12 protein-coding genes are annotated in these 19,244 nt (G+C 38.8%); 9 read left to right on the top strand and 3 right to left on the bottom strand.

Going from position 1 to position 19,244, the window contains the following annotated elements; all coding sequences use genetic code 11:
* Positions 1 to 20 precede the first annotated feature (20 nt).
* The 9 genes from xylB to QNH17_RS27220 all read left to right on the top strand — a co-directional run bounded on the left by xylB (position 21) and on the right by QNH17_RS27220 (position 14,541).
* Positions 21 to 1,520: a xylulokinase gene (gene xylB, locus QNH17_RS27260; RefSeq protein WP_283876457.1), complete on the top strand. Its 1,500-nt coding sequence runs from the start codon at positions 21 to 23 to the stop codon at positions 1,518 to 1,520.
* Positions 1,521 to 1,609: 89 nt separating this feature from the next.
* Positions 1,610 to 2,980: an MATE family efflux transporter gene (locus QNH17_RS27255; RefSeq protein ID WP_283876455.1), complete on the top strand. Its 1,371-nt coding sequence runs from the start codon at positions 1,610 to 1,612 to the stop codon at positions 2,978 to 2,980.
* Between the two features lie 257 nt (positions 2,981 to 3,237).
* Positions 3,238 to 4,278, top strand: coding sequence for an aldose epimerase family protein (locus QNH17_RS27250; protein WP_283876453.1), 1,041 nt, complete (start codon positions 3,238 to 3,240; stop codon positions 4,276 to 4,278).
* A 687-nt stretch (positions 4,279 to 4,965) separates the two neighbouring features.
* Complete coding sequence (locus QNH17_RS27245) at positions 4,966 to 8,598, top strand: glycoside hydrolase family 3 C-terminal domain-containing protein (protein ID WP_283876452.1); 3,633 nt, start codon at positions 4,966 to 4,968, stop codon at positions 8,596 to 8,598.
* Positions 8,599 to 8,718: 120 nt separating this feature from the next.
* A complete protein-coding gene (locus QNH17_RS27240; RefSeq protein ID WP_283876451.1) occupies positions 8,719 to 9,432 on the top strand; it encodes a DsbA family protein in 714 nt (237 codons plus the stop codon).
* Between the two features lie 140 nt (positions 9,433 to 9,572).
* Entirely contained in the window at positions 9,573 to 10,661 is a 1,089-nt protein-coding gene (gene xylF / locus QNH17_RS27235) for a D-xylose ABC transporter substrate-binding protein (protein WP_283876450.1), read from the top strand.
* A gap of 183 nt (positions 10,662 to 10,844) precedes the next feature.
* Entirely contained in the window at positions 10,845 to 12,365 is a 1,521-nt protein-coding gene (locus QNH17_RS27230; protein ID WP_283876449.1) for a xylose ABC transporter ATP-binding protein, read from the top strand.
* Complete coding sequence (locus tag QNH17_RS27225; RefSeq protein ID WP_481858553.1) at positions 12,362 to 13,534, top strand: sugar ABC transporter permease; 1,173 nt, start codon at positions 12,362 to 12,364, stop codon at positions 13,532 to 13,534. The genes QNH17_RS27230 and QNH17_RS27225 overlap by 4 nt, the downstream gene beginning before the upstream one ends.
* A 35-nt stretch (positions 13,535 to 13,569) precedes the next feature.
* The gene (locus tag QNH17_RS27220) at positions 13,570 to 14,541 is read left to right on the top strand and encodes a Gfo/Idh/MocA family protein (protein ID WP_283876448.1); all 972 of its coding nucleotides are present in this window, start codon (positions 13,570 to 13,572) and stop codon (positions 14,539 to 14,541) included.
* A gap of 257 nt (positions 14,542 to 14,798) precedes the next feature.
* On the opposite strand, the gene QNH17_RS27215 is transcribed toward QNH17_RS27220, so the two are convergent.
* The 3 genes from QNH17_RS27215 to QNH17_RS27205 form a co-directional block, all read right to left on the bottom strand.
* Positions 14,799 to 16,145, bottom strand: a complete 1,347-nt coding sequence (locus tag QNH17_RS27215) for a family 8 glycosyl hydrolase (RefSeq protein ID WP_283876446.1) — start codon at positions 16,143 to 16,145, stop codon at positions 14,799 to 14,801.
* Positions 16,146 to 16,591: 446 nt separating this feature from the next.
* On the bottom strand, positions 16,592 to 18,109 hold the full coding sequence (locus QNH17_RS27210; protein ID WP_349632554.1) for an MFS transporter: 1,518 nt from the start codon (positions 18,107 to 18,109) through the stop codon (positions 16,592 to 16,594).
* Between the two features lie 421 nt (positions 18,110 to 18,530).
* Positions 18,531 to 19,142 carry an FMN-binding negative transcriptional regulator gene (locus tag QNH17_RS27205; RefSeq protein ID WP_283876443.1) on the bottom strand — a complete coding sequence of 204 codons (612 nt, stop codon included), beginning with the start codon at positions 19,140 to 19,142 and terminating at the stop codon, positions 18,531 to 18,533.
* Between the last annotated feature and the right edge of the window lie 102 nt (positions 19,143 to 19,244).

Below are 19,244 nucleotides of genomic sequence, written 5' to 3'. Positions count from 1 at the left end.
TTAGAAAAGGGTGATCAGGGATGAAATACGTAATTGGTGTTGACCTCGGAACGAGCGCAGTAAAAATCTTACTCGTAAACCAGAATGGTGAAGTTTGTCAGGAAGTATCCAAATCATATCCTCTTATCATAGAGAAGTCTGGTTATAGTGAACAAAATCCGGAAGAGTGGGTGGAAAAAACCACAGCAGGCTTAGCTGAACTCATTCAGCAATTTGATGGAGATGTTAATGATATCGAGGGCATCAGCTTCTCTGGGCAGATGCATGGTTTGGTATTATTAGATCAAAACAATCAAGTATTAAGAAACGCGATTTTGTGGAATGACACAAGAACTACAAAACAATGTCAGCAAATCTATGATGTAGTCGGTCGTGAACGTTTATTAGAGGTAACCAAAAACCCTGCATTAGAAGGCTTTACGTTACCGAAAATTCTCTGGGTAAAAGAAAATGAACCTGAGGTTATTGAACGTGCGAGCGTTTTTTTACTGCCAAAGGATTATTTACGCTATCGGATTACCGGGAATATCCATATGGAGTACTCTGATGCAGCAGGAACTTTACTATTAAATGTAGCAAAGCGGGAATGGAGCAATGAAGTATTAGAAGCTTTTGATCTTTCAGGGGGATTCTGCCCGCCATTAGTAGAATCTCATGCATTTGTTGGTTCTGTATCGGCTGAATTTGCCCAAGAAACGGGATTATCCGAAGCCGTAAAAGTATTTGCAGGCGGTGCGGACAATGCCTGCGGCGCGATTGGTTCAGGGATTTTATCGGAAGGGAAAACCTTATGCAGTATCGGCACCTCTGGCGTCGTACTTTCATATGAAGAAAGAAATGACCTCGATTTCGAAGGAAAGGTTCACTACTTTAATCATAGTGAAGAAAATACATACTATACAATGGGTGTGACCTTGGCTGCAGGTTATAGTTTAAGCTGGTTTAAAGACACGTTTGCGAAGGAAGAAGCGTTTGATGACTTTTTAGCTGGTGTGGAGGAAGTAACGGCAGGCAGCAACGGATTATTATTTACCCCGTATATCGTGGGGGAAAGAACGCCGCATGCTGATTCTACTATCCGGGGATGCTTTATTGGGGCTGATGCTGCCCATGAACGTAAGCACTTTGCCCGCGCGGTTCTCGAGGGAATTACCTTCTCCTTAAACGAATCCATTGAGATTTTTAGAAGCAGCGGCAAGACCATCGATTCGATTATTTCGATTGGCGGAGGAGCGAAAAACGAAACATGGCTGCAAATGCAGGCAGATATATTCAATGTAAAAATTGAAAGGCTTACAAGCGAGCAAGGCCCTGGTATGGGTGCCGCGATGTTGGCGGCATACGGCTGCGGCTGGTATCCATCCCTTCAAGAATGTGCGGAAGTCTTTATCCAAACCGATAAAACTTATGAACCAATTCCGGAAAACGTGGAAGCCTACAAGAAACTGTTTAAAATCTACCAACAGGTTTATACGCAAACAAAAGAACTTAATGAGCAATTAAGAGAATTTAGAAAGTAAATATTTCTTAATAAGGCTAATGAGCAAAATGAAGCCGCTGCTTAGTGGTTTCCATTTATTTCTATACGAAGTGTAAGGAAAGATTACAGATGAATAAATCCAAAAATAACGTTTCTCCTCAATTCAGTCTACTAACCATTACTTGGCCCATTTTTGTCGAATTATTTCTCCAAGTAATTATGGGCAGTACCGATACGATTATGCTGTCGCATATTTCTGATGATGCTGTCGCGGCTGTGGGGGTGGCAAATCAGTTAATCTTTTTATGTATTCTCATTTTTAATTTTGTCTCGTCGGGTACCGCTGTTGTTCTCTCGCAATACTTAGGTGCGGGTTTAAACCAGGATGTCCGAACTGTGACAGCCATTTCCATTACCCTAAACTTTTTAATTGGCTTGCTTATTAGTTTATTAATGGTCATTTTTAAAACTGAACTCTTACTACTTTTTCACCTGCCGGAACAAATTGCCGTATTAGGGGAACAGTATCTTTTGATTGTAGGAGGAACATTATTTATTCAAGCAGTGTTAATCACCATATCCTCCATTTTAAGAGCAAATGGATACACCCGGGATGCGATGATGGTTTCCATCTTCATGAATGTCATTCATTTAGCCGGAAATGGGATCTTAATATACGGTTTATTGGGATTCCCGGAGATGGGTGTGATGGGAGTGTCGATTTCAACGGCCGTTAGCAGAACGATAGCCTTAGTGATTATTATTAAATTAATGTATGATCGAATTCCTATCAAACTACTATGGAAAGATTATACAACAATTGATACTGTGCAAATTAGAAAAATATTAAAAATTGGTATTCCAGCTGCAGGGGAACAGGTATGCTATAATGCCAGCCAATTAGCTATAACCGCCATCATTGCCATTCTCGGAGCTGCTTCAATAACAACTCGTGTTTACGCACAAAATATTATGTCTTATATTCTATTGTTCGGCCTTGCAGTGGGCCAGGGGACGCAAATTCTAATTGGCTACAAGACAGGGGCAAGAGACTTTGATGGTGCTTATCGTCAATTATTGAAAAGTTTGAAGTACAGTTTACTTATGACGGTAGGAATCGCTATATTAATAGCTTTTTTTAGAGAGCCATTATTAAGTATTTTCACGAAAGATGAAGAAATTGTTTCAATGGGAAGTACATTGTTATTGCTCTGTCTCATCCTGGAGCCGGGCAGAACATTTAATTTAGTCGTCATTAATGCGTTACGTGCTACTGGTGATGCAAACATTTCCCTCATAATGGCTTTTATCTCCATGTGGGGAATAAGTGTGCCATTAGCCTATTTTTTAGGGATTCACCTTGATTATGGATTGCCGGGAATTTGGATTGCCTTTATTGTAGACGAATGGTTTAGAGGAATTACTATGTATTTCAGATGGAAAGGCAGGGCTTGGGAGAAAAAAATATTGGTTCATAATCAGGTCAAAATTTCTTCTTAAGATAGATTTTAGTATTTGATAATGGAAGGCCATCCTATTGAAACCAACGATAGATAAAATAGCAGTTGAAAGCAGTTAACACCATTCGTACCTTAGCCATTGATTCAGCTCCTTGCACTTAAAATGCAATGATTCCATTTAACGCAGCTAACTTTTTAGTTTTCTTATTAAATCTCAATGAACTCGCCTCTTGGCGAGTCTTCTTTATAATCTAGGGACAAAAATTAATAGATTATGGAGACGGAAGGAAGATGAAAATGAATGTCATACAAGAGTACGTAGGTGAACTCGGCAGTCAGACGATCTTTTCGTTTACGATTCAAAACGATCATGGTGTTGAAGTGACAGCCATTAATTATGGCTGTATAATCACTAAAATTGTTGTTCCGGATAAAGACGGAAATTTCGAAAATGTCGTACTTGGGCATGATACGCTCAATGAATATGTAAATGATCCCAATTTTCTTGGAGCGATTGCTGGCCGTGTGGCCGGAAGAATTAAAGGCGGCTCTTTTGAACTGGATGGAGAATCGTATACGCTTGCAAGAAATGAAAATAACAATCATCTGCATGGAGGCATAAAAGGGTTTTCCAAGGTCGTATGGAATGCAGAAATAATCGAAAGCGGGGTTCGATTTTCGTATACGAGTTCCGATGGAGAAGAAGGTTATCCAGGGAATCTTACGATTGAAGTCACTTATATTCTTAACAATAAGAATGAATTATCGGTGCATTATAATGCAAGGACAGATAAGAAAACATTGGTCACATTAACGAATCATTCTTATTTTAATCTAAGTGGCAATCTTAAGAGAGATATCTTGCACCACACATTAACAATAAAAAGCGATAAATTTCTTGAACTAGATGATGAATTCATGCCAACTGGCAATTTTATTGAAGTTGAAAACACACCATTTGATTTTCGAAATGAAAGGGTCATAAGCACCGGAACAAGATCATGCCATCCACAAAACATACTGGTAGGCGAAGGGTACGATCACCCGTTTCTTTTACATACACATCATGATTCGGAAATTGTTTTAAAGGACCCCGAAAGCGGGCGGACGCTAACAATTGAAACAAATGAGGCCGGGGTTGTGGTATACTCGGGAAATTCTTTACATTCAGAAGGGGAATTCCGGGGCGTTCAATCCACTAAATATCTAGGAATCTGTCTAGAGACACAGGCATTGCCTGATGCGATTCATCATTCTCATTTTCCATCAGTGATTTTGGATAAGGATAAACTGTATTCCAAGGCGACAGTATATAAGTTTGGGGTTGAAAAGGAATAAAAAATGGGAGATTCCAATATGAATCCACAAGTAGTGGAAATCGAATTGTCGAAAAGATTGCAACAGGCTTTGTAAAAGGTTAAGGATGAGAAGGGCTACCTCACTTATGTGGGTTAGCTCTTTTACCTAAACCTGTAATTATTAGGTATTTTTTCCTAAACTTTGTTTATGCAGTGGACATACTAACTTTCGGGTGATAATATAAAAATATAAATTCTGAATATTTAGAAGGTCTGTTAAAATGTGAAAAATGCAAGGGATTACTAAACTTTTATTAGTAGTATTAGCATTACCTGTGCATGTGAACATCTTGCTTCGAGTTTAAATGAAAGCGTTGATAGTTCCGTAATTCAGATGAAAAACTTAGAATTGGTCTTTCTTTTCTATTTTTGAACTTAGTTTATTTAATAAATATACTAAGTTTTTAGTTAATTATCGAGTAGCCTTAGTAGGCAACAATTTTAAATTTGATATTTTTGTAAACGTCTTCAATAATCTTTTCTACTATTCCACAGGATTACTTGGACTGGAGGCTATGAAGATGTATCCAACTTGATGGTATTGATAGCTGGAACATGACAAAGAATCAAGAAGTCAAAGTGAAAGACCTGCATTAGGAATCTCCCGGTCAATTGGAGGATACTCCGTTAACCAGGTTGATATATTTTTTAAAAGGAGAATTAGTGTATGAGTAAGCTAAAAAAAATGCGTAAGCGAAAAAAAACCTTATCCTTGCTACTCACTGCCGGCCTTGGTCTAAGCTTATTTAGTAGTTTACCAGTTCAGGCAGCTAATGATGGATCAGCAGGTACAAAACAGAATTTTTCAGTTCAGGCTTCTAAGGTTGTATCAAAACAGCCGATTTATCTGGACAAATCTTACTCTTTCCATGAGAGAGCTGCGGATTTAGTTTCCCGCATGACGCTGGAAGAGAAGGCTTCCCAGATGAATAGCAGCTCAGCACCTGCTATACCAAGACTTGGTGTTAAAGCCTATGGATGGTGGAATGAGGCACTTCATGGTGTAGCCCGTACTCAATACAATCCAACCGGTAACGCCACGGTATTGAATAACACAACATCCTATCCTATGGACCTTGCCCTGGGTTCTACATGGGATCCGCAGCTAATGTATAAGGAAGCTACAATGATTTCTGATGAGGCCCGTGAAGTAGCGCCAGAAAACACTCTTATGCTCGATTACTGGTCACCAACTATCAATCTAGCTCGTGACCCGCGCTGGGGAAGAAATGATGAATCTTATGGTGAAGATCCATTCTTAACAACACAAATCGCTTCTCAGTTTGTTAATGGTATGGAAGGTAAGGACATGGATGGAAAGTTGCTGCCTGAGGGCGACGGCTATCTCAAAACGGTAACCACAATAAAGCATTATGTAGCTAATAACAGTGAAGTTAACCGTTTGAACGGTTCATCAAATGTAGATGAACGTTCATTAAGAGAGTACTTTTCTGCACCTTTTAAAGGGGTTGTGGAGAAATCCAATGTTAGTTCAGTCATGACATCTTATAATAGCATTAACGGTGTACCTGGATCAGCCAATGTTCACACAATGGATACGCTCCTTCGTCAAACGTTTGGATTCTCTGGCTATGAGGTTTCTGACTGTGACGCCGTTTATGAAGTTTCAAATCCTACCGGCCATAACTGGACTCCGCCAGGATGGACGCGTCCTGTAAATCAGATAGAAAGAACAGCTTTCTCGATAGGAGCTGGTGAAGATCTCAACTGTAACGCAGGCTACAGTGATGGCTACAGCTTTGGTAACACTGTACCAGCTGCTATTTCACAGAAAATTGTCACTCCGACTGGCACATTCTCAGAAAACGATGTTGATACAGCCTTAATCCGTCTCTTTACTGCTCGTATGCAGCTTGGAGAATTTGATGATCCAAATAGTGTTCCATGGGTTAAAGAAGCACGTGAACGTGTTCCAGAAGGTACATGGACGAACAGTAATGACAATAACGCCATTACGAAGACTAAAGAAAGATTAGACATGGCCCGTAAAGTAGCTGGTAACTCATTAGTTCTGTTGAAAAATAGTGAAACCACACAGAAAGACGGAAGTAAAGGAAAGCTTCTTCCTCTTAAAGTTCCAGCTTCCGGCAGTTTCAAGGTTGCTGTAGTAGGTTATTTTGCTAATCCTGACAAAATGTATCTTGGCGGGTATTCAAGTGATCAGGGCAGTGCAGGTACCGCCAAAATGGTAAATGCTTATAATGGTATCAAAAATGCTATAACAGCTGCTAACCCTAATGCTGAAGTCACTTACTACAAGGGCTTTACTGATCAAGGGACTACCGCAAAAGACCTTAAAAATGTAGATCCAGCCGCTGTAGAGGCTGCAAAAAATGCTGATGTTGTTATTGTATATGGTGGAACTGACAACACTACTGCTGACGAGGCTGGGGATCGTCACGACCTTAATCTTCCTGGAGCACAGGCTTCGTTAATTGATCAAGTTGCTAAAGCGAATCCAAATACAATTGCGGTTATGGAAACAATTGGTCAAGTAGAAATTAATTCATTTGAAAAGGATCTTTCTGCCATGATTTGGAGCTCTTATAATGGCGAGCGCAAAGGTGAAGGTCTGGCGGATGTTCTTTTAGGCAAACATAACCCTAGTGGACATTTACCATTCACTTGGTATCAAAGCAGTTCACAACTTCCAGCAATAACTGATTATACATTAAGACCAACAGGAGATAATCCTGGCCGGACATATATGTATTTTAACGGTCCGACTTCCTATCCATTTGGACATGGTCTCAGCTATTCAACCTTTAAGTATTCAAATCTTGATATTAGCAAGAAAAATCTTCAGGCTAACGACACATTTGATGTAAAAGTTGATGTTACGAATACTGGCAAGACAAAAGGTGATGAGGTTGTTCAGCTTTATGTGAACACCCCTGACGCAAAAGCGGAATTACAACGTCCAAACAAGCGTCTTGAAGGATTCCAGAAGGTTTCATTGAATCCTGGAGAAACAAAGACGGTTGCCATGACTGTTAAAGTTCCTAATCTTGCTTTCTTTGATGAAGCTCAGAATAAATATGTCATTGACCAGGGCCGGTATGGTATTCAGATTAGTACATCAAGTGCTGATGCAGATATTCAACAGCAAGAGTTCGTAAAAGTACATGGCGACTTGAAGCCTGAACTCAGTGTTGTTACCGCAAAGCCTATTCAGGAAGGTGACAAAGAGGCTGATATTCCTAGCCGTGTAATGTATGAAAAAGGCAAAGTAGTCATTCCTCAAGTTACTGTAGCTATGAACGATGATAGTCTATATGGATATATTTACAAGAATAACAGCAAGTCATTACCTAATGGATTGACAGTAAAATACAGCAGTAACCGTCCTGATGTCGTTTCCGTTGATGGTAATGGGGTAATTAGAACTGTTAATGGCGGTGCAGCTACCATTACTGCTACTGCAAGCTATCATGGCGTTAAAAAGTCCACTCAATTTGTTGTGTATGTTAAGCAAGGAGAGTTAGATGGAATCAATGTGGATGGTAAACCGTTAACTGGATTTTCCGGTAATAATTACAATTACTCAGTAAAAGTACCGGATGGAACGAATGCTGTTCCGCAAATTTCAGCAATCAGTCATGATCCGGATGTGAAAGTAAAAGTAACTCAGGCAACCTCCCTTTCGGGTACGGCTACAATCGTTACTCAGGAGGGTGATTATTCACAAACCTATAAAATCGGCTTCGGACGGGCACCGATTTCTGCTGATTTTAAGTCCGGTGCACTAGGAAACCAGTGGTCGATCCTAAATGAAGATAATAATAATTACCGCTTGACCACTGACGGATTGCAGGTCACTACACAGGCAGGCAATATTGCAGATGGATCGATTAAAAATATGTTCCATCAGCAGGCTGGAGGTGATTGGCAGTATGAGACGAATATCAAACTATCAGCCAAACCTACAGGCACACAAGAGGTTGGACTTGGAGTATATGATGATCAGAATAATTATCTCAAGGTAACCTACGGAACATCATATACAGGCCAGACATCTCTCAATCTAATCAGGTCTATCGATGGAGGCCAGATGTTGTTTAAAACAACAAATCTAAATGCAACAAATATTTATTTACGTGTTGTTAAGACAGGCAACCAATATACTGCTTATTACTCTACTGATGGTACTACTTTTAGATTGTTGAATACTGCACCATTATCTTTGGCCAATCCAAAGATCGGCTTAATCGCTGCCAACGGATCATCAAATGCAGCTAGTCCTATAAATGCAGTATTCTCATATCTTAAAAACTATTAATGCGCAGGTAGACTAGTATTACGTCGATTGATCAGCTATTGGCAGATTATCTTCCAATAGCTGATTCATTTAAGTGTAAATTAATAGAATAGAAACCCAGGCAGTTGAGGTGTTCCAAAAATGGCTAATCCAAAACAAGGTTCTAACAATACTTCTGCGAAGGTTTTATTTTGGATCGTCGGTTTAGCGGCAGTCATCATGATGGGCTTTATTTTTTTAGCTCCTCATAAAAGTCAAAATCCAACAAGTCCAAAAGTTGAGGCCAACAAAGGAAGAAGTTCAGCACAGATTGATTATACAAATCAGCCTTACATAGGCAAAAGTTCTGCGCCTGTTTCGATTATTGAGTTTGGAGATTATAAATGTCCCTACTGTAAAATGTTTAATGAAAAGGTAGTACCGATCATTAAACAAAAAGTAGACAAGGGCGAAGCGAAATTATACTTTATCAATTATTCCTTTATTTATCCTGATTCGACTCGAGCGGCAAAATTTGCGGAATCCGTTTATGCTGTACTGGGAAATAAGACGTTTTGGAAATTTCATGATCTTCTTTATCAAAAACAACCTGAGGACAGCAAATATGAAAAAGTGGAAATATATGATGAAAAATTTCTTACGGAGACATTAAAAGAAATTGTCAGTGATGGGGATGTAAATAAGGTTGTTCAATATTTTGCAGCGAAAAAAGCGGATGCTGCTTGGCAAAAGGATATGGATCTTGTAAAAACCCTAAATGTAAACGGTACTCCTACCATTTTCGTCAATGGTAAGTTGGCAAAGACAATGGATGATTTATTAAATATGGTGGAGAAGGCGGCAAAAGAGCAATGAGCTGAATTAATAGAAGACAAGAAAGGAAGGAAAGAAGAAATAAAAAAATTTTAAATACTTAGTTTATACAATGGACAAACTAACGGAGTAATGATATATTATTTTTGTAAATAACAAAAGTTAACTAAGGAGGTAACAAAATGAAAAAGTTGAAAGGTATTATCACTAGCTTATTGGTAGTATTGCTAGTTGGAATGCTGGCTGCTTGCGGTGGTCAGGATCTTGGCAGCAAAAATGTAAGCGGCAACAAGGATGGGAACAAAAGCAGTAAAATTAAAATTGGTTTATCTGTTTCAGACTTAACGCTGGAAAGATGGCAGCATGACAGAGATATCTTTGTTGATGAGGCAAACAAACTTGGTGCAGATGTTGTAGTACAATCCGCAAACGGTGATGAGGCGAAACAATTATCGCAAATTCAAAATATGCTTTCACAAGGCATTGATGCTCTTGTTATCATTGCAATCAACTCGGATTCGTTATCTCCAGTTGTTGACCAAGCTAAAAAAGAAGGTATTCCTGTTTTAGCATATGACCGTTTAATCAATAACGCTGATGTTGATGCATATGTTTCCTTCGATAATGTTCGCGTAGGGGAAATGCAAGCTGAAGCGTTAGTTAAACAAGTACCTAAAGGCAACTACTTCCTACTTGGAGGATCTCCAACAGATAACAACGCAAAAATGTTCAGAGACGGTCAAATGAACATCATTAAGCCACTTGTTGATAAAGGTGATATTAAAGTGATCGGCGACCAATGGGCAAAAGATTGGGATGCCAATGAAGCAATGAAAATCATTGAAAATGGTTTAACTGCAAACAACAATAAAATTGATGCAATTGTCGCTTCAAATGACAGCACAGCCGGCGGTTCAATCCAGGCTTTAGCAGCTCAACATTTAGACGGAAAAGTTGCTATTTCAGGACAAGATGCCGACTTAGCGGCAGTACAACGTATTGTAGAAGGCAAACAAACAATGACTGTTTACAAGCCAATCAAAACCATCGCAACAGAGAGTGCTGATGTTGCTGTTCAACTTGCTAAGGGTGAAAAAGTTAGTACAGACAGTACAGTAAATAATGGGAAAGTTGATGTTCCATTTATCAAGCTTGATCCAATTATGGTCAATAAAGATAACGTCATGGACACAATTATTAAAGATGATTTCCATCCTTATGAGGATGTTTACAAAAACGTTCCAGAAAATGAGCGTCCGGAAAAAAAATAATCCTGTGAAAAAAGAAGATAGGGGGAGCTATAACCCCCTTCTTCTTATTAAAGAATAATAGATTTAAAGTTTTGAAGAAACTATCTAGCTGAGAGCGTCTTTCTCTTTTTAATCAGTTGACACAGGTTTTTGAAAAGAGGTTTTGAAAAAGGCGTTTGTGCTTTTCTTAGGAGGTTACTTGGTATGGAAGCTTTTGCGCTCCAAATGCAAGGCATTACGAAAGAGTTTCCAGGTGTTAAAGCGTTAGACAATGTAACATTTTCAGTGGGTAAAGGAGAGATCCATGCTTTATGTGGTGAAAATGGCGCTGGGAAATCAACATTAATGAAAATATTAAGCGGTGTATATCCCAACGGAACATATAGCGGCAAGATTTTGATAAGTGGAAAAGAAGTTTCATTTAAATCGATTAAAGAATCACAATCGGCCGGTGTTTCCATTATTTATCAGGAATTGGCACTGGTAGGAGAAATGTCTGTAGCGGAAAATATTTTCCTTGGTCATGACTTAATGAGAAGAAAAGTAATTGATTGGAACAAGATTAATACCGAAGCCCAAAAATGGCTCCAATATATTGGTTTGGATATCGATCCTGAAACCAAGGTAAATCAATTAACGGTTGGAAAACAGCAATTAATCGAGATTACTAAAGCATTAACTCACAATACTGATATTTTGATCTTGGATGAGCCGACTGCGGCGCTGACAGAAAGCGATGTTGAAATATTAAAAGGAATCTTGATGGACTTAAGATCTAAAGGTGTTACATGTATTTATATCTCACATAAGCTTGGGGAAGTGATGGCTTTAGCAGATAGTGTAACAATCCTTCGCGATGGTCAGACAATCGGTACATACCCAATTTCAGAGATGAATGAAGATAAAATTATCGCGAAAATGGTTGGAAGAGAACTCACTGAATTGTTTCCTTATGAGCCGCGCATGATTGGCGAAACAGTGTTAGAGGTGGACAATTATTCAGTTTTTGATAAACATACAAACAGAACGATAATAAATAATGCTTCATTTAAATTGAAAAAAGGTGAAATACTTGGTTTTTCAGGATTGATGGGTGCCGGAAGGACGGAGTTATTTACAAGTTTATTTGGAGGTCTTCCAGGTAAAAAGCAGGGCCGGGTAGTGATCAATGGGAAAGAAACCAATATCCAAAAACCTGCCGATGCGATTCAAGCTGGTTTAGCCTATGTTTCAGAGGATCGAAAAAGATATGGACTTGTTCTGGGAATGGATATAGCGAAGAACTCTACATTAGTCGCTCTTAATAAAGTTATAAAACTTAATGTTATTGATAGCGCACTCGAGGTTAAGAAAGCAGATGAAATTACTAGAAAAATGAAGCTGAAAGCACCAAATCTTGAGGCAAAAGTAAGTCAATTAAGTGGAGGAAACCAGCAAAAAGTAGTTTTAAGTAAGTGGATTCTAAATGATCCTAAAATTCTTATTCTGGATGAACCAACTAGAGGAATTGATGTTGGCGCCAAATACGAAATCTACAAAATTATCAATGAACTTGCCGAGCAAGGAGTAGGTATTGTCATCATTTCTTCTGAATTGCCGGAAGTACTTGGAATGTCTGATCGAATTCTTGTCATGTCTGAGGGAGAAATCACGGGAGAATTCAGCCGTGATGAAGCTACACAAGAAAAAATAATGGCTCGTGCTACTGGAGGGATAAAGCTGTGAACAGTCAAGTATCTGTAAATAATCAACCACAAGTAAAAAAAGCAGCTGGAATTAAAATGAAATTTGATATTCAATCCTACACATTAATCATTGCGCTTGTTGTGATAGCGATAATCTTTGGAGCTTTTACCAGTGGTGAATTCTTATCATCACGAAATCTTTCAAACTTATTTACCCAAATGGCTGTTATGTCTGTTCTGGCCGTTGGAATGACATTGGTTATAGTTGCCGGTCATATTGATTTGTCCGTTGGTTCAATCGTAGGTTTAACCGGTGGTATTGCAGCAATGTTACAAGTATGGCACGGTTCTAATACAGTAACTGCTGTTCTAGCAGCAATTATTGTGGGTGCTGTCATCGGATTATGGCAGGGCTGGTGGGTTGCTTTTCGTAATGTACCTGCGTTTATTGTTACACTGGGTGGCATGTTGATTTTCCGGGGGATCTTGATTGGAATCAGTAAAGGACAAACAATTGCACCATTAAGCAGCAGTTTTGGTCAAATTGGGAACAGTTTTATTCCATATGTTGTTGGTTATATCTTAGCCATCATTGGAGTTGTTCTTTTGTTCATTTCAAAAATACGCTCAAGAGCAAAGCGGCAATCCTTAGGTTTAAATCTTTCTCCTGCCTTTCTTGATTATGGAAAAATCACGGTTTATTCCGTTTGTATTTTATTCGTCACTTATATGCTTAACCGCTACCTTGGAATTCCTGTACCAATGTTAATTGTTGTTATCTTAGCTGGAATATTTCTATTTGTATCCCATAAGACATCATTTGGTAGATTCACATATGCAATTGGGGGTAATGTGGAAGCTGCCGCACTATCAGGAATAAATATAAAACGAAATCTTTTATATGTCTTTATTTTAATGGGAGCTTTGGCTGGTGTAGCAGGAGTATTACTAACAAGCCGATTGAATGCAGCAACTGTTAGTGCAGGAACATCATATGAATTAGATGCCATTGCAGCTTGTGTTATTGGTGGTACAAGCTTGATGGGTGGTAAAGGAAAAATCGTTGGTGCCATTATTGGTGCGCTAATCATGACAAGTATTGATAATGGTATGAGTATGATGAACATCGAGGCGTTTTGGCAATATATTGTGAAAGGGCTTATCTTAATTTTTGCAGTATGGATGGATGTATCCAACCAAAAAAGATAATTCATTTTTTAACAATATTTTTAGGAGGGGTGGACATGCGAAAAGTTCGTTGGGGGATTTTAAGTACGGCTGAAATTGCCAGAACGCAGGTAATTCCAGCTATTATTCAAGCTGAAAATGCTGAAGTGGCAGCAATCTCAAGTTCCAGCGGCCGCGGAAGTGAAACAGCATTAGAATTCGGTATTCCCAAATTATACAATAGCTATGAGGAACTGTTAAACGACCCAGAAATTGATGCTGTTTATATCCCTCTTCCCAATCACTTACATAAACATTGGGTAATTGAAGCAGCAAAGAAAGGAAAACATGTTCTTTGTGAAAAACCGGCAGCTTTAAATGCTGAAGATGCAACCGAAATGGTCAATGTTTGCCGTGAAAACAATGTTAAATTCATGGAAGCGTTTATGTATCAGTTTCATCCACAGCATCAACGGGTTAAGGAAATTATTGCTTCGGGGAAAATCGGAGAAGTTAAACTCATGAGATCATCCTTTTCCTTTCTTCTGGAACAAAAAGACGGAAATATTCGAATGGATAAGGAAAAGGGCGGAGGAAGCCTATATGATATTGGAAGCTACTGTATTCACGCGATTCGTTTTATTTTAGATTCAGAACCAGAAGCAGTCGAAGTCCATGGAGAAATGGATTCTGAAACTGGGGTTGATCTGTCAGCGTTGTGTGTATTAAAGCTTGAAAATGGGGTTAAAGCGATTTTTGATTGCAGCTTTGACATGGCTTTTAGAAATGAATATGAAATTATCGGAACAAAAGGTAGAATCAGTGTCCCGAGAGCTTTCCGTCCGGATATTAATGGCGGCGAAGGTATCATTATTGTTCAAAACGATTCAGTTGAAACAATTGAAAGAATTCATGGATATTTATATTTGACGGAAATCGAGCATTTTTCCAATGCCATATTGGAAGATTCGCCTATTATGTATACCGGAGAAAGTATGATAGGAAATATGCGTGTGATTGATGCATGTTACCAAGCCCTAATAAATTAAGATGCTGATTTTCGTTACTATGACAGCCATTATTTATCATGGTGGTCACGAAATCAACATGCGGAACTCACTTTTTGGTATCCCCAAAAAGTGAGTATTTTTGTTTTTAAAATCATTTTTTATGTCAGCCAAAATAGAGCATAGAAATAGATTAAGGTAAAAGAGGGGAAGTATATAGTAAAAAATCGTGTGGAATGAAAAACATTCCACACGATTTTTTCTTTAAAAGATTATTTTTGATTGTTGAAAATAAATAACTAGTTGGATGAATCCCGGTGATCAACTGGGGACCACCAAATTTGGAATTTGCCACTATCGTATAACATTCCCAGCATGTACAAAAGTCCATCATAATAGCGTGCGGTACCGGATGGAATATCAGTTTCCCAGAGCTGATGAACGAATTCCATCTTATTGGGATTCGTTGCTGAGATGGCAGACGTTGCATTCATTGACACGAGACCCGGTGAGTGTACCTGTGGTTCATACCAGACCAAATTTGTATTTATAGGGGTCCCATCGAGATGGTACCGGCTATTATAGGTGTCCATTCCTTGGCTCTCAAAAAAGTTTTGTAGTGTGTTGGAATATTTAGTCTGCCAAGGCTTTACTCCAAACCACGCTGCGTCAACATTTGCATTTGCAATGGCGCGCCAAGCGTCTTCGTTAAAGTTGTCACTATATCCATCGGGGCCTGGCCCTTCCCAAGGCGCCTTAAAAGGTGTTCCGTCGAAATTAGAGTAGCATGGAGCCAACCCCGTCCTCGGGTCTGCCGCATTTTCTAGGAGTTTTTCACCTGCTAAATAGGCTTTCTCCCAGAGATCTTTGTCATTCGGATTTACTGAAGCAAAGATCCTATAGAATGCCGGCAAACTGTATGATGGATCTGTAAATCCGATTGCACCTGGCGGTGAGAATGTAGACAAGTATGTTTTTCTGTCGAACATATCCACTCCATCGGTGTCGGAATTATGCCACATTGCATGCAAAATTTGTTTTGCTTCCTTTTTGTAATTGTATATCCCTTCTCCATTTCCCCAACGACTTGAAGCAAAAGCTAGTGCCGCAGCAATCCATTGGTCACCATCGGGGGCAATACCCTTACTGAGGATGGTACCATCTGGTTTCGTGTGCCAGGCAAAAAAGTCTTTTGTCGGTCCACTTTTAATTTGCATGTATGTTTTCGCATAGTTCCATAAGGCGTTAAATTCTTTTTGATGATTGAGCTGTAATGCAATCATCATGGCATAGCCCATTCCCTCGGTACGGACATCTTGGTTTCCGATATCCTCCACATACGCCATGTCAGGAGTAAGTTGGTAGTATATAGCTTGACCATCATAGCGATTGGGTTCTGATCCAGGATTGCCATTGAACAACTGTTCCCAAGCGGCATTAATTCTTGCGTCAATTTCTTTTTGTGTATATCCTGCTTGGGCAAGCAAATTAGGATACACTCCGGTTTGATAAGCTCCTTGCGGATTGTTTCCGATTCCCCAGGATGTTTTTTGTACTGTGGTTAAATCTGATGCAAATGCATTTGTAGGGACAAGTAAAGCAGCTGCTGAAAGAATTGAAACACCTATTTTGGCTATCTTACGCACGCCAAACACCTCCATAAAATTTTTATTTGTAAAATAATTTAGGTTTTAAATATGAATGATGTAAACTATCACCTCCGACAAAAACGCTTTCATTTTACTTGGTTTGTATAATGTATAAACTAAGTAAAGTACTATATCATTTTAATAATTCTGAATCTTTTTATCAATGGGAAGTTCGAATCATATTCTTTGGAATTCTCATAGTCTAAAAGTCTGGAAAATATTAGAATAGAAGAAGTGCTGCTAGATGAAATATTACAAAGGATTTGAGTTTAGTTGCCAAGGTAAAATAAATAGAGGATCATGGTTCTGCAAACTTTGATTTGGTAAAAGCAAATGGGTCTTGAAAGGATAGTTTTAATGCGGAGGGATTCTCGCTATAAGGGTCGGTAAACACAACAAACCCACTCTTTTTCATTTGAGTGGGTTTGTATTTTTAATAGTATCTATTTGTGACTCACAGTTCTGATAGTTTTTGCTTTGGCACGAGAAGCATCGAGTTGCTTATTGATATCTTCCACGTCTTTATCTGAAAGCGGGTAAAGAGCCATAACAATCATCGAAACAATAGCAAGTGCTGCTGGAATCCAGATAGCTGTTATATTGATCCCGGAAAGCGCACTTGCCGTTTGCTTCGCCGCATTTCCATCAAAACCGTAAGCCGCAAGGAACCAGAGCGGAACGGCACCACCAAGAGTGAAGCCAATCTTAAAGAAGAGACCCATGATTGCGTTGATGATAGCAGCGTTACGTTTGCCAGACTTCATTTCGCCATAAGAGACAACTTCAGGAACGAGTGCCCACATGAAACCAGTTGCTGAAGTAAGACCCCATTGTTTGATGAAGGTTGAAACATAGGCAAGTAGGAGTGAATCATGCATGCCATCTAACGACCATACCCAAGTAAGGATTTCACCAACAACAAACATACCAAGGAAGAAATGGAAGAATCCCTTTTTACCAAAGATTTTCCTCAATTTTGGCCAGAAGAGTGGGAAAGCGATACCAGGAATGGAGGCAATGAGACCTACTGCACCCATCCAGTCTGAGTGATTGACCGTATATTGGTTAAAGAAGCCATTCACTGTATTCATGAAGAACATGAATGTGAAAGCAAGCATAAAGAATAGACCTAGAATAACGAGTGGTTTGTTGTTCTTCAATTCAACGAACAGGTCGGTAGCTTTCACTTCTGCAGATTGTTCCGCAGTTGCGACAACACGTTCTTTTGTAAGACGGTAGCAGAAGAACAGCGCCACAGCACCAAGTACCATGTAAATCATGTAAACGCCAAACCAAGCGTGACTTGCAGAAACATCCGTATAAGTACCCATGTTAAGCTTGAGACCAAAGAAACCTGTGTCCTTGGCCGAACGATCTAAAGGGGCTGCCATTTGGACAAACATTGGAAACAGTGTGTAAACCAAAAGGTTAGCAATGTTAGCCAACATCATACGAGTAGTTGTGATTTTATCTACGGATTCAGGGTCACGTGTGAGTGAAGCATTCAGCGAACCGTAAGGAATGTTAACGACGGAATAAACCAAGTCAAGCAGGAAGTAAGTGATAAAGGCAATTGGTACTGAACCACGAATTGCTGGAATTGGAACAAAGAGCATCGCTGATAAGATAATAAGTGGAATACCCGCAATCAGAAGCCAAGGACGATATTTTCCGTTCTTGAATGTATGTTTATCGACGTAGGTACCAACCATCGGATCCCAGAATACGTTGACGATACGGACAAACAAGAAGATGAATCCAGCTGCTGCCGTACCAATGGCATTAACGGTAGTCAGATAGAGAGCTAGGAATCCTCCGACTGTACCAAATACTAGGTTTTGGGCAAAGTCCCCAAGACCGTAGCCAATCCGTTCAGAAAGGCTGAGCTTATGGTACTCGTTATGTTGAATGTTTTGTGTGTTTTTGTTCATTTGTTTAACTGTTGATTCCATTAAAGCCATGTCACAATCTCCTTTTTAGCCAAATTATAAATCACTTATCCGCTTACATTAGTAGATATTGGTAATATAGTCTCTGGAAAAATTAAGTCTTTTAAATCTTTTTTAGCCAAGGAATTAGCGTTAACCGCTTTCAGAGATGGTTAGAAAATTGGATACCCTTTTTAATGTGAATTGCTGCTTTCACTACCTATCTAGAAGTATTTTAAAAAAAATTATATAAACTTAGTTTGTTTACCGGATAAACCAAGCTTGAATCAATACTAACACATGTTTTTTAAATGAACAATATACAAGTTTAAAAATTTTTTCGAAATAATAAAAATAATTAAGTGAGGGAACAGCCTAAATTCTGAAGACTGCTGTTATCGATATTAAAAAAGCCGATTCAATTTGAAATCGGCGCAATCACTTAAATTAACTTTTATTTTTGTAGATTTCTCCTCATAAGAGATGCAACTTGTATATTATCTTGTTGGGAAGTTCTTTCTAGTTGCTTAATAATTAACTCTTGTCGTTCCGCGGGATGATTTTGACTTAATTTAGCTTTTGCTTCAATTTTTGAAATGTTTATTCTGAATGCTATAATCCCTTTGCTCATTCCTTCGATAAATTGAGAATCTACATCATTTAAATTGTATAAGCTATTTGGACTTTCATATTTATTTACCATGTCATTTAAAGAGTCAAATATTACTTTTGGTTCCTCGACAATCTCCATCTTTCCATATATATGAATAGACACATAATTCCAAGTAGGTACGGCCTTCATCGTTTCGTACCAAGAAGGTGAAATATAACAGTGAGGACCTTGGAAAACCGCAAGAATTTGTTGGCCCTCAATATCCTTCCATTGTTCGTTTGGACGGGCAAAATGACCATATAAGGAACGCTCATCTTTATTTAATGTGAGGGGAAGATGGGTAGCGTAGGGTTCTCCGTTATGCTGGGAAAATAAAGTCGCAAAGCCGTATTTTTCGATAAAATCATAAATCATTTCTTCGTCTTCTAGTTTAAAATGTTTAGGAATATACACGATTAGCTCCTCCTTCATTATTGCTTTGTAATTGGCGGTATTCATATAAAATATTTTATAATGCCAACTGACATATAAAAAGGTACAATTATGAATAAAAGA

Origin of the sequence: Neobacillus sp. SuZ13 (genome assembly GCF_030123365.1) — a bacterium.
Classification (GTDB): Bacteria; Bacillota; Bacilli; order Bacillales; family Cytobacillaceae; genus Neobacillus.
The sequence above is the reverse complement of the archived record's forward strand: the minus strand, read 5'-3'. Positions and strand labels throughout refer to the sequence as shown.

Excerpts from the sequence above, each read along its gene's own strand:
- xylB (WP_283876457.1), top strand. The coding sequence starts at position 21 with ATGAAATACGTAATTGGTGTTGACCTCGGAACGAGCGCAGTAAAAATC.
- QNH17_RS27255 (WP_283876455.1), top strand. The coding sequence starts at position 1,610 with ATGAATAAATCCAAAAATAACGTTTCTCCTCAATTCAGTCTACTAACC.
- QNH17_RS27250 (WP_283876453.1), top strand. The coding sequence starts at position 3,238 with ATGAATGTCATACAAGAGTACGTAGGTGAACTCGGCAGTCAGACGATC.
- QNH17_RS27245 (WP_283876452.1), top strand. The coding sequence starts at position 4,966 with ATGAGTAAGCTAAAAAAAATGCGTAAGCGAAAAAAAACCTTATCCTTG.
- QNH17_RS27240 (WP_283876451.1), top strand. The coding sequence starts at position 8,719 with ATGGCTAATCCAAAACAAGGTTCTAACAATACTTCTGCGAAGGTTTTA.
- xylF (WP_283876450.1), top strand. The coding sequence starts at position 9,573 with ATGAAAAAGTTGAAAGGTATTATCACTAGCTTATTGGTAGTATTGCTA.
- QNH17_RS27230 (WP_283876449.1), top strand. The coding sequence starts at position 10,845 with ATGGAAGCTTTTGCGCTCCAAATGCAAGGCATTACGAAAGAGTTTCCA.
- QNH17_RS27220 (WP_283876448.1), top strand. The coding sequence starts at position 13,570 with ATGCGAAAAGTTCGTTGGGGGATTTTAAGTACGGCTGAAATTGCCAGA.
- QNH17_RS27210 (WP_349632554.1), bottom strand. The coding sequence starts at position 18,109 with ATGGCTTTAATGGAATCAACAGTTAAACAAATGAACAAAAACACACAA.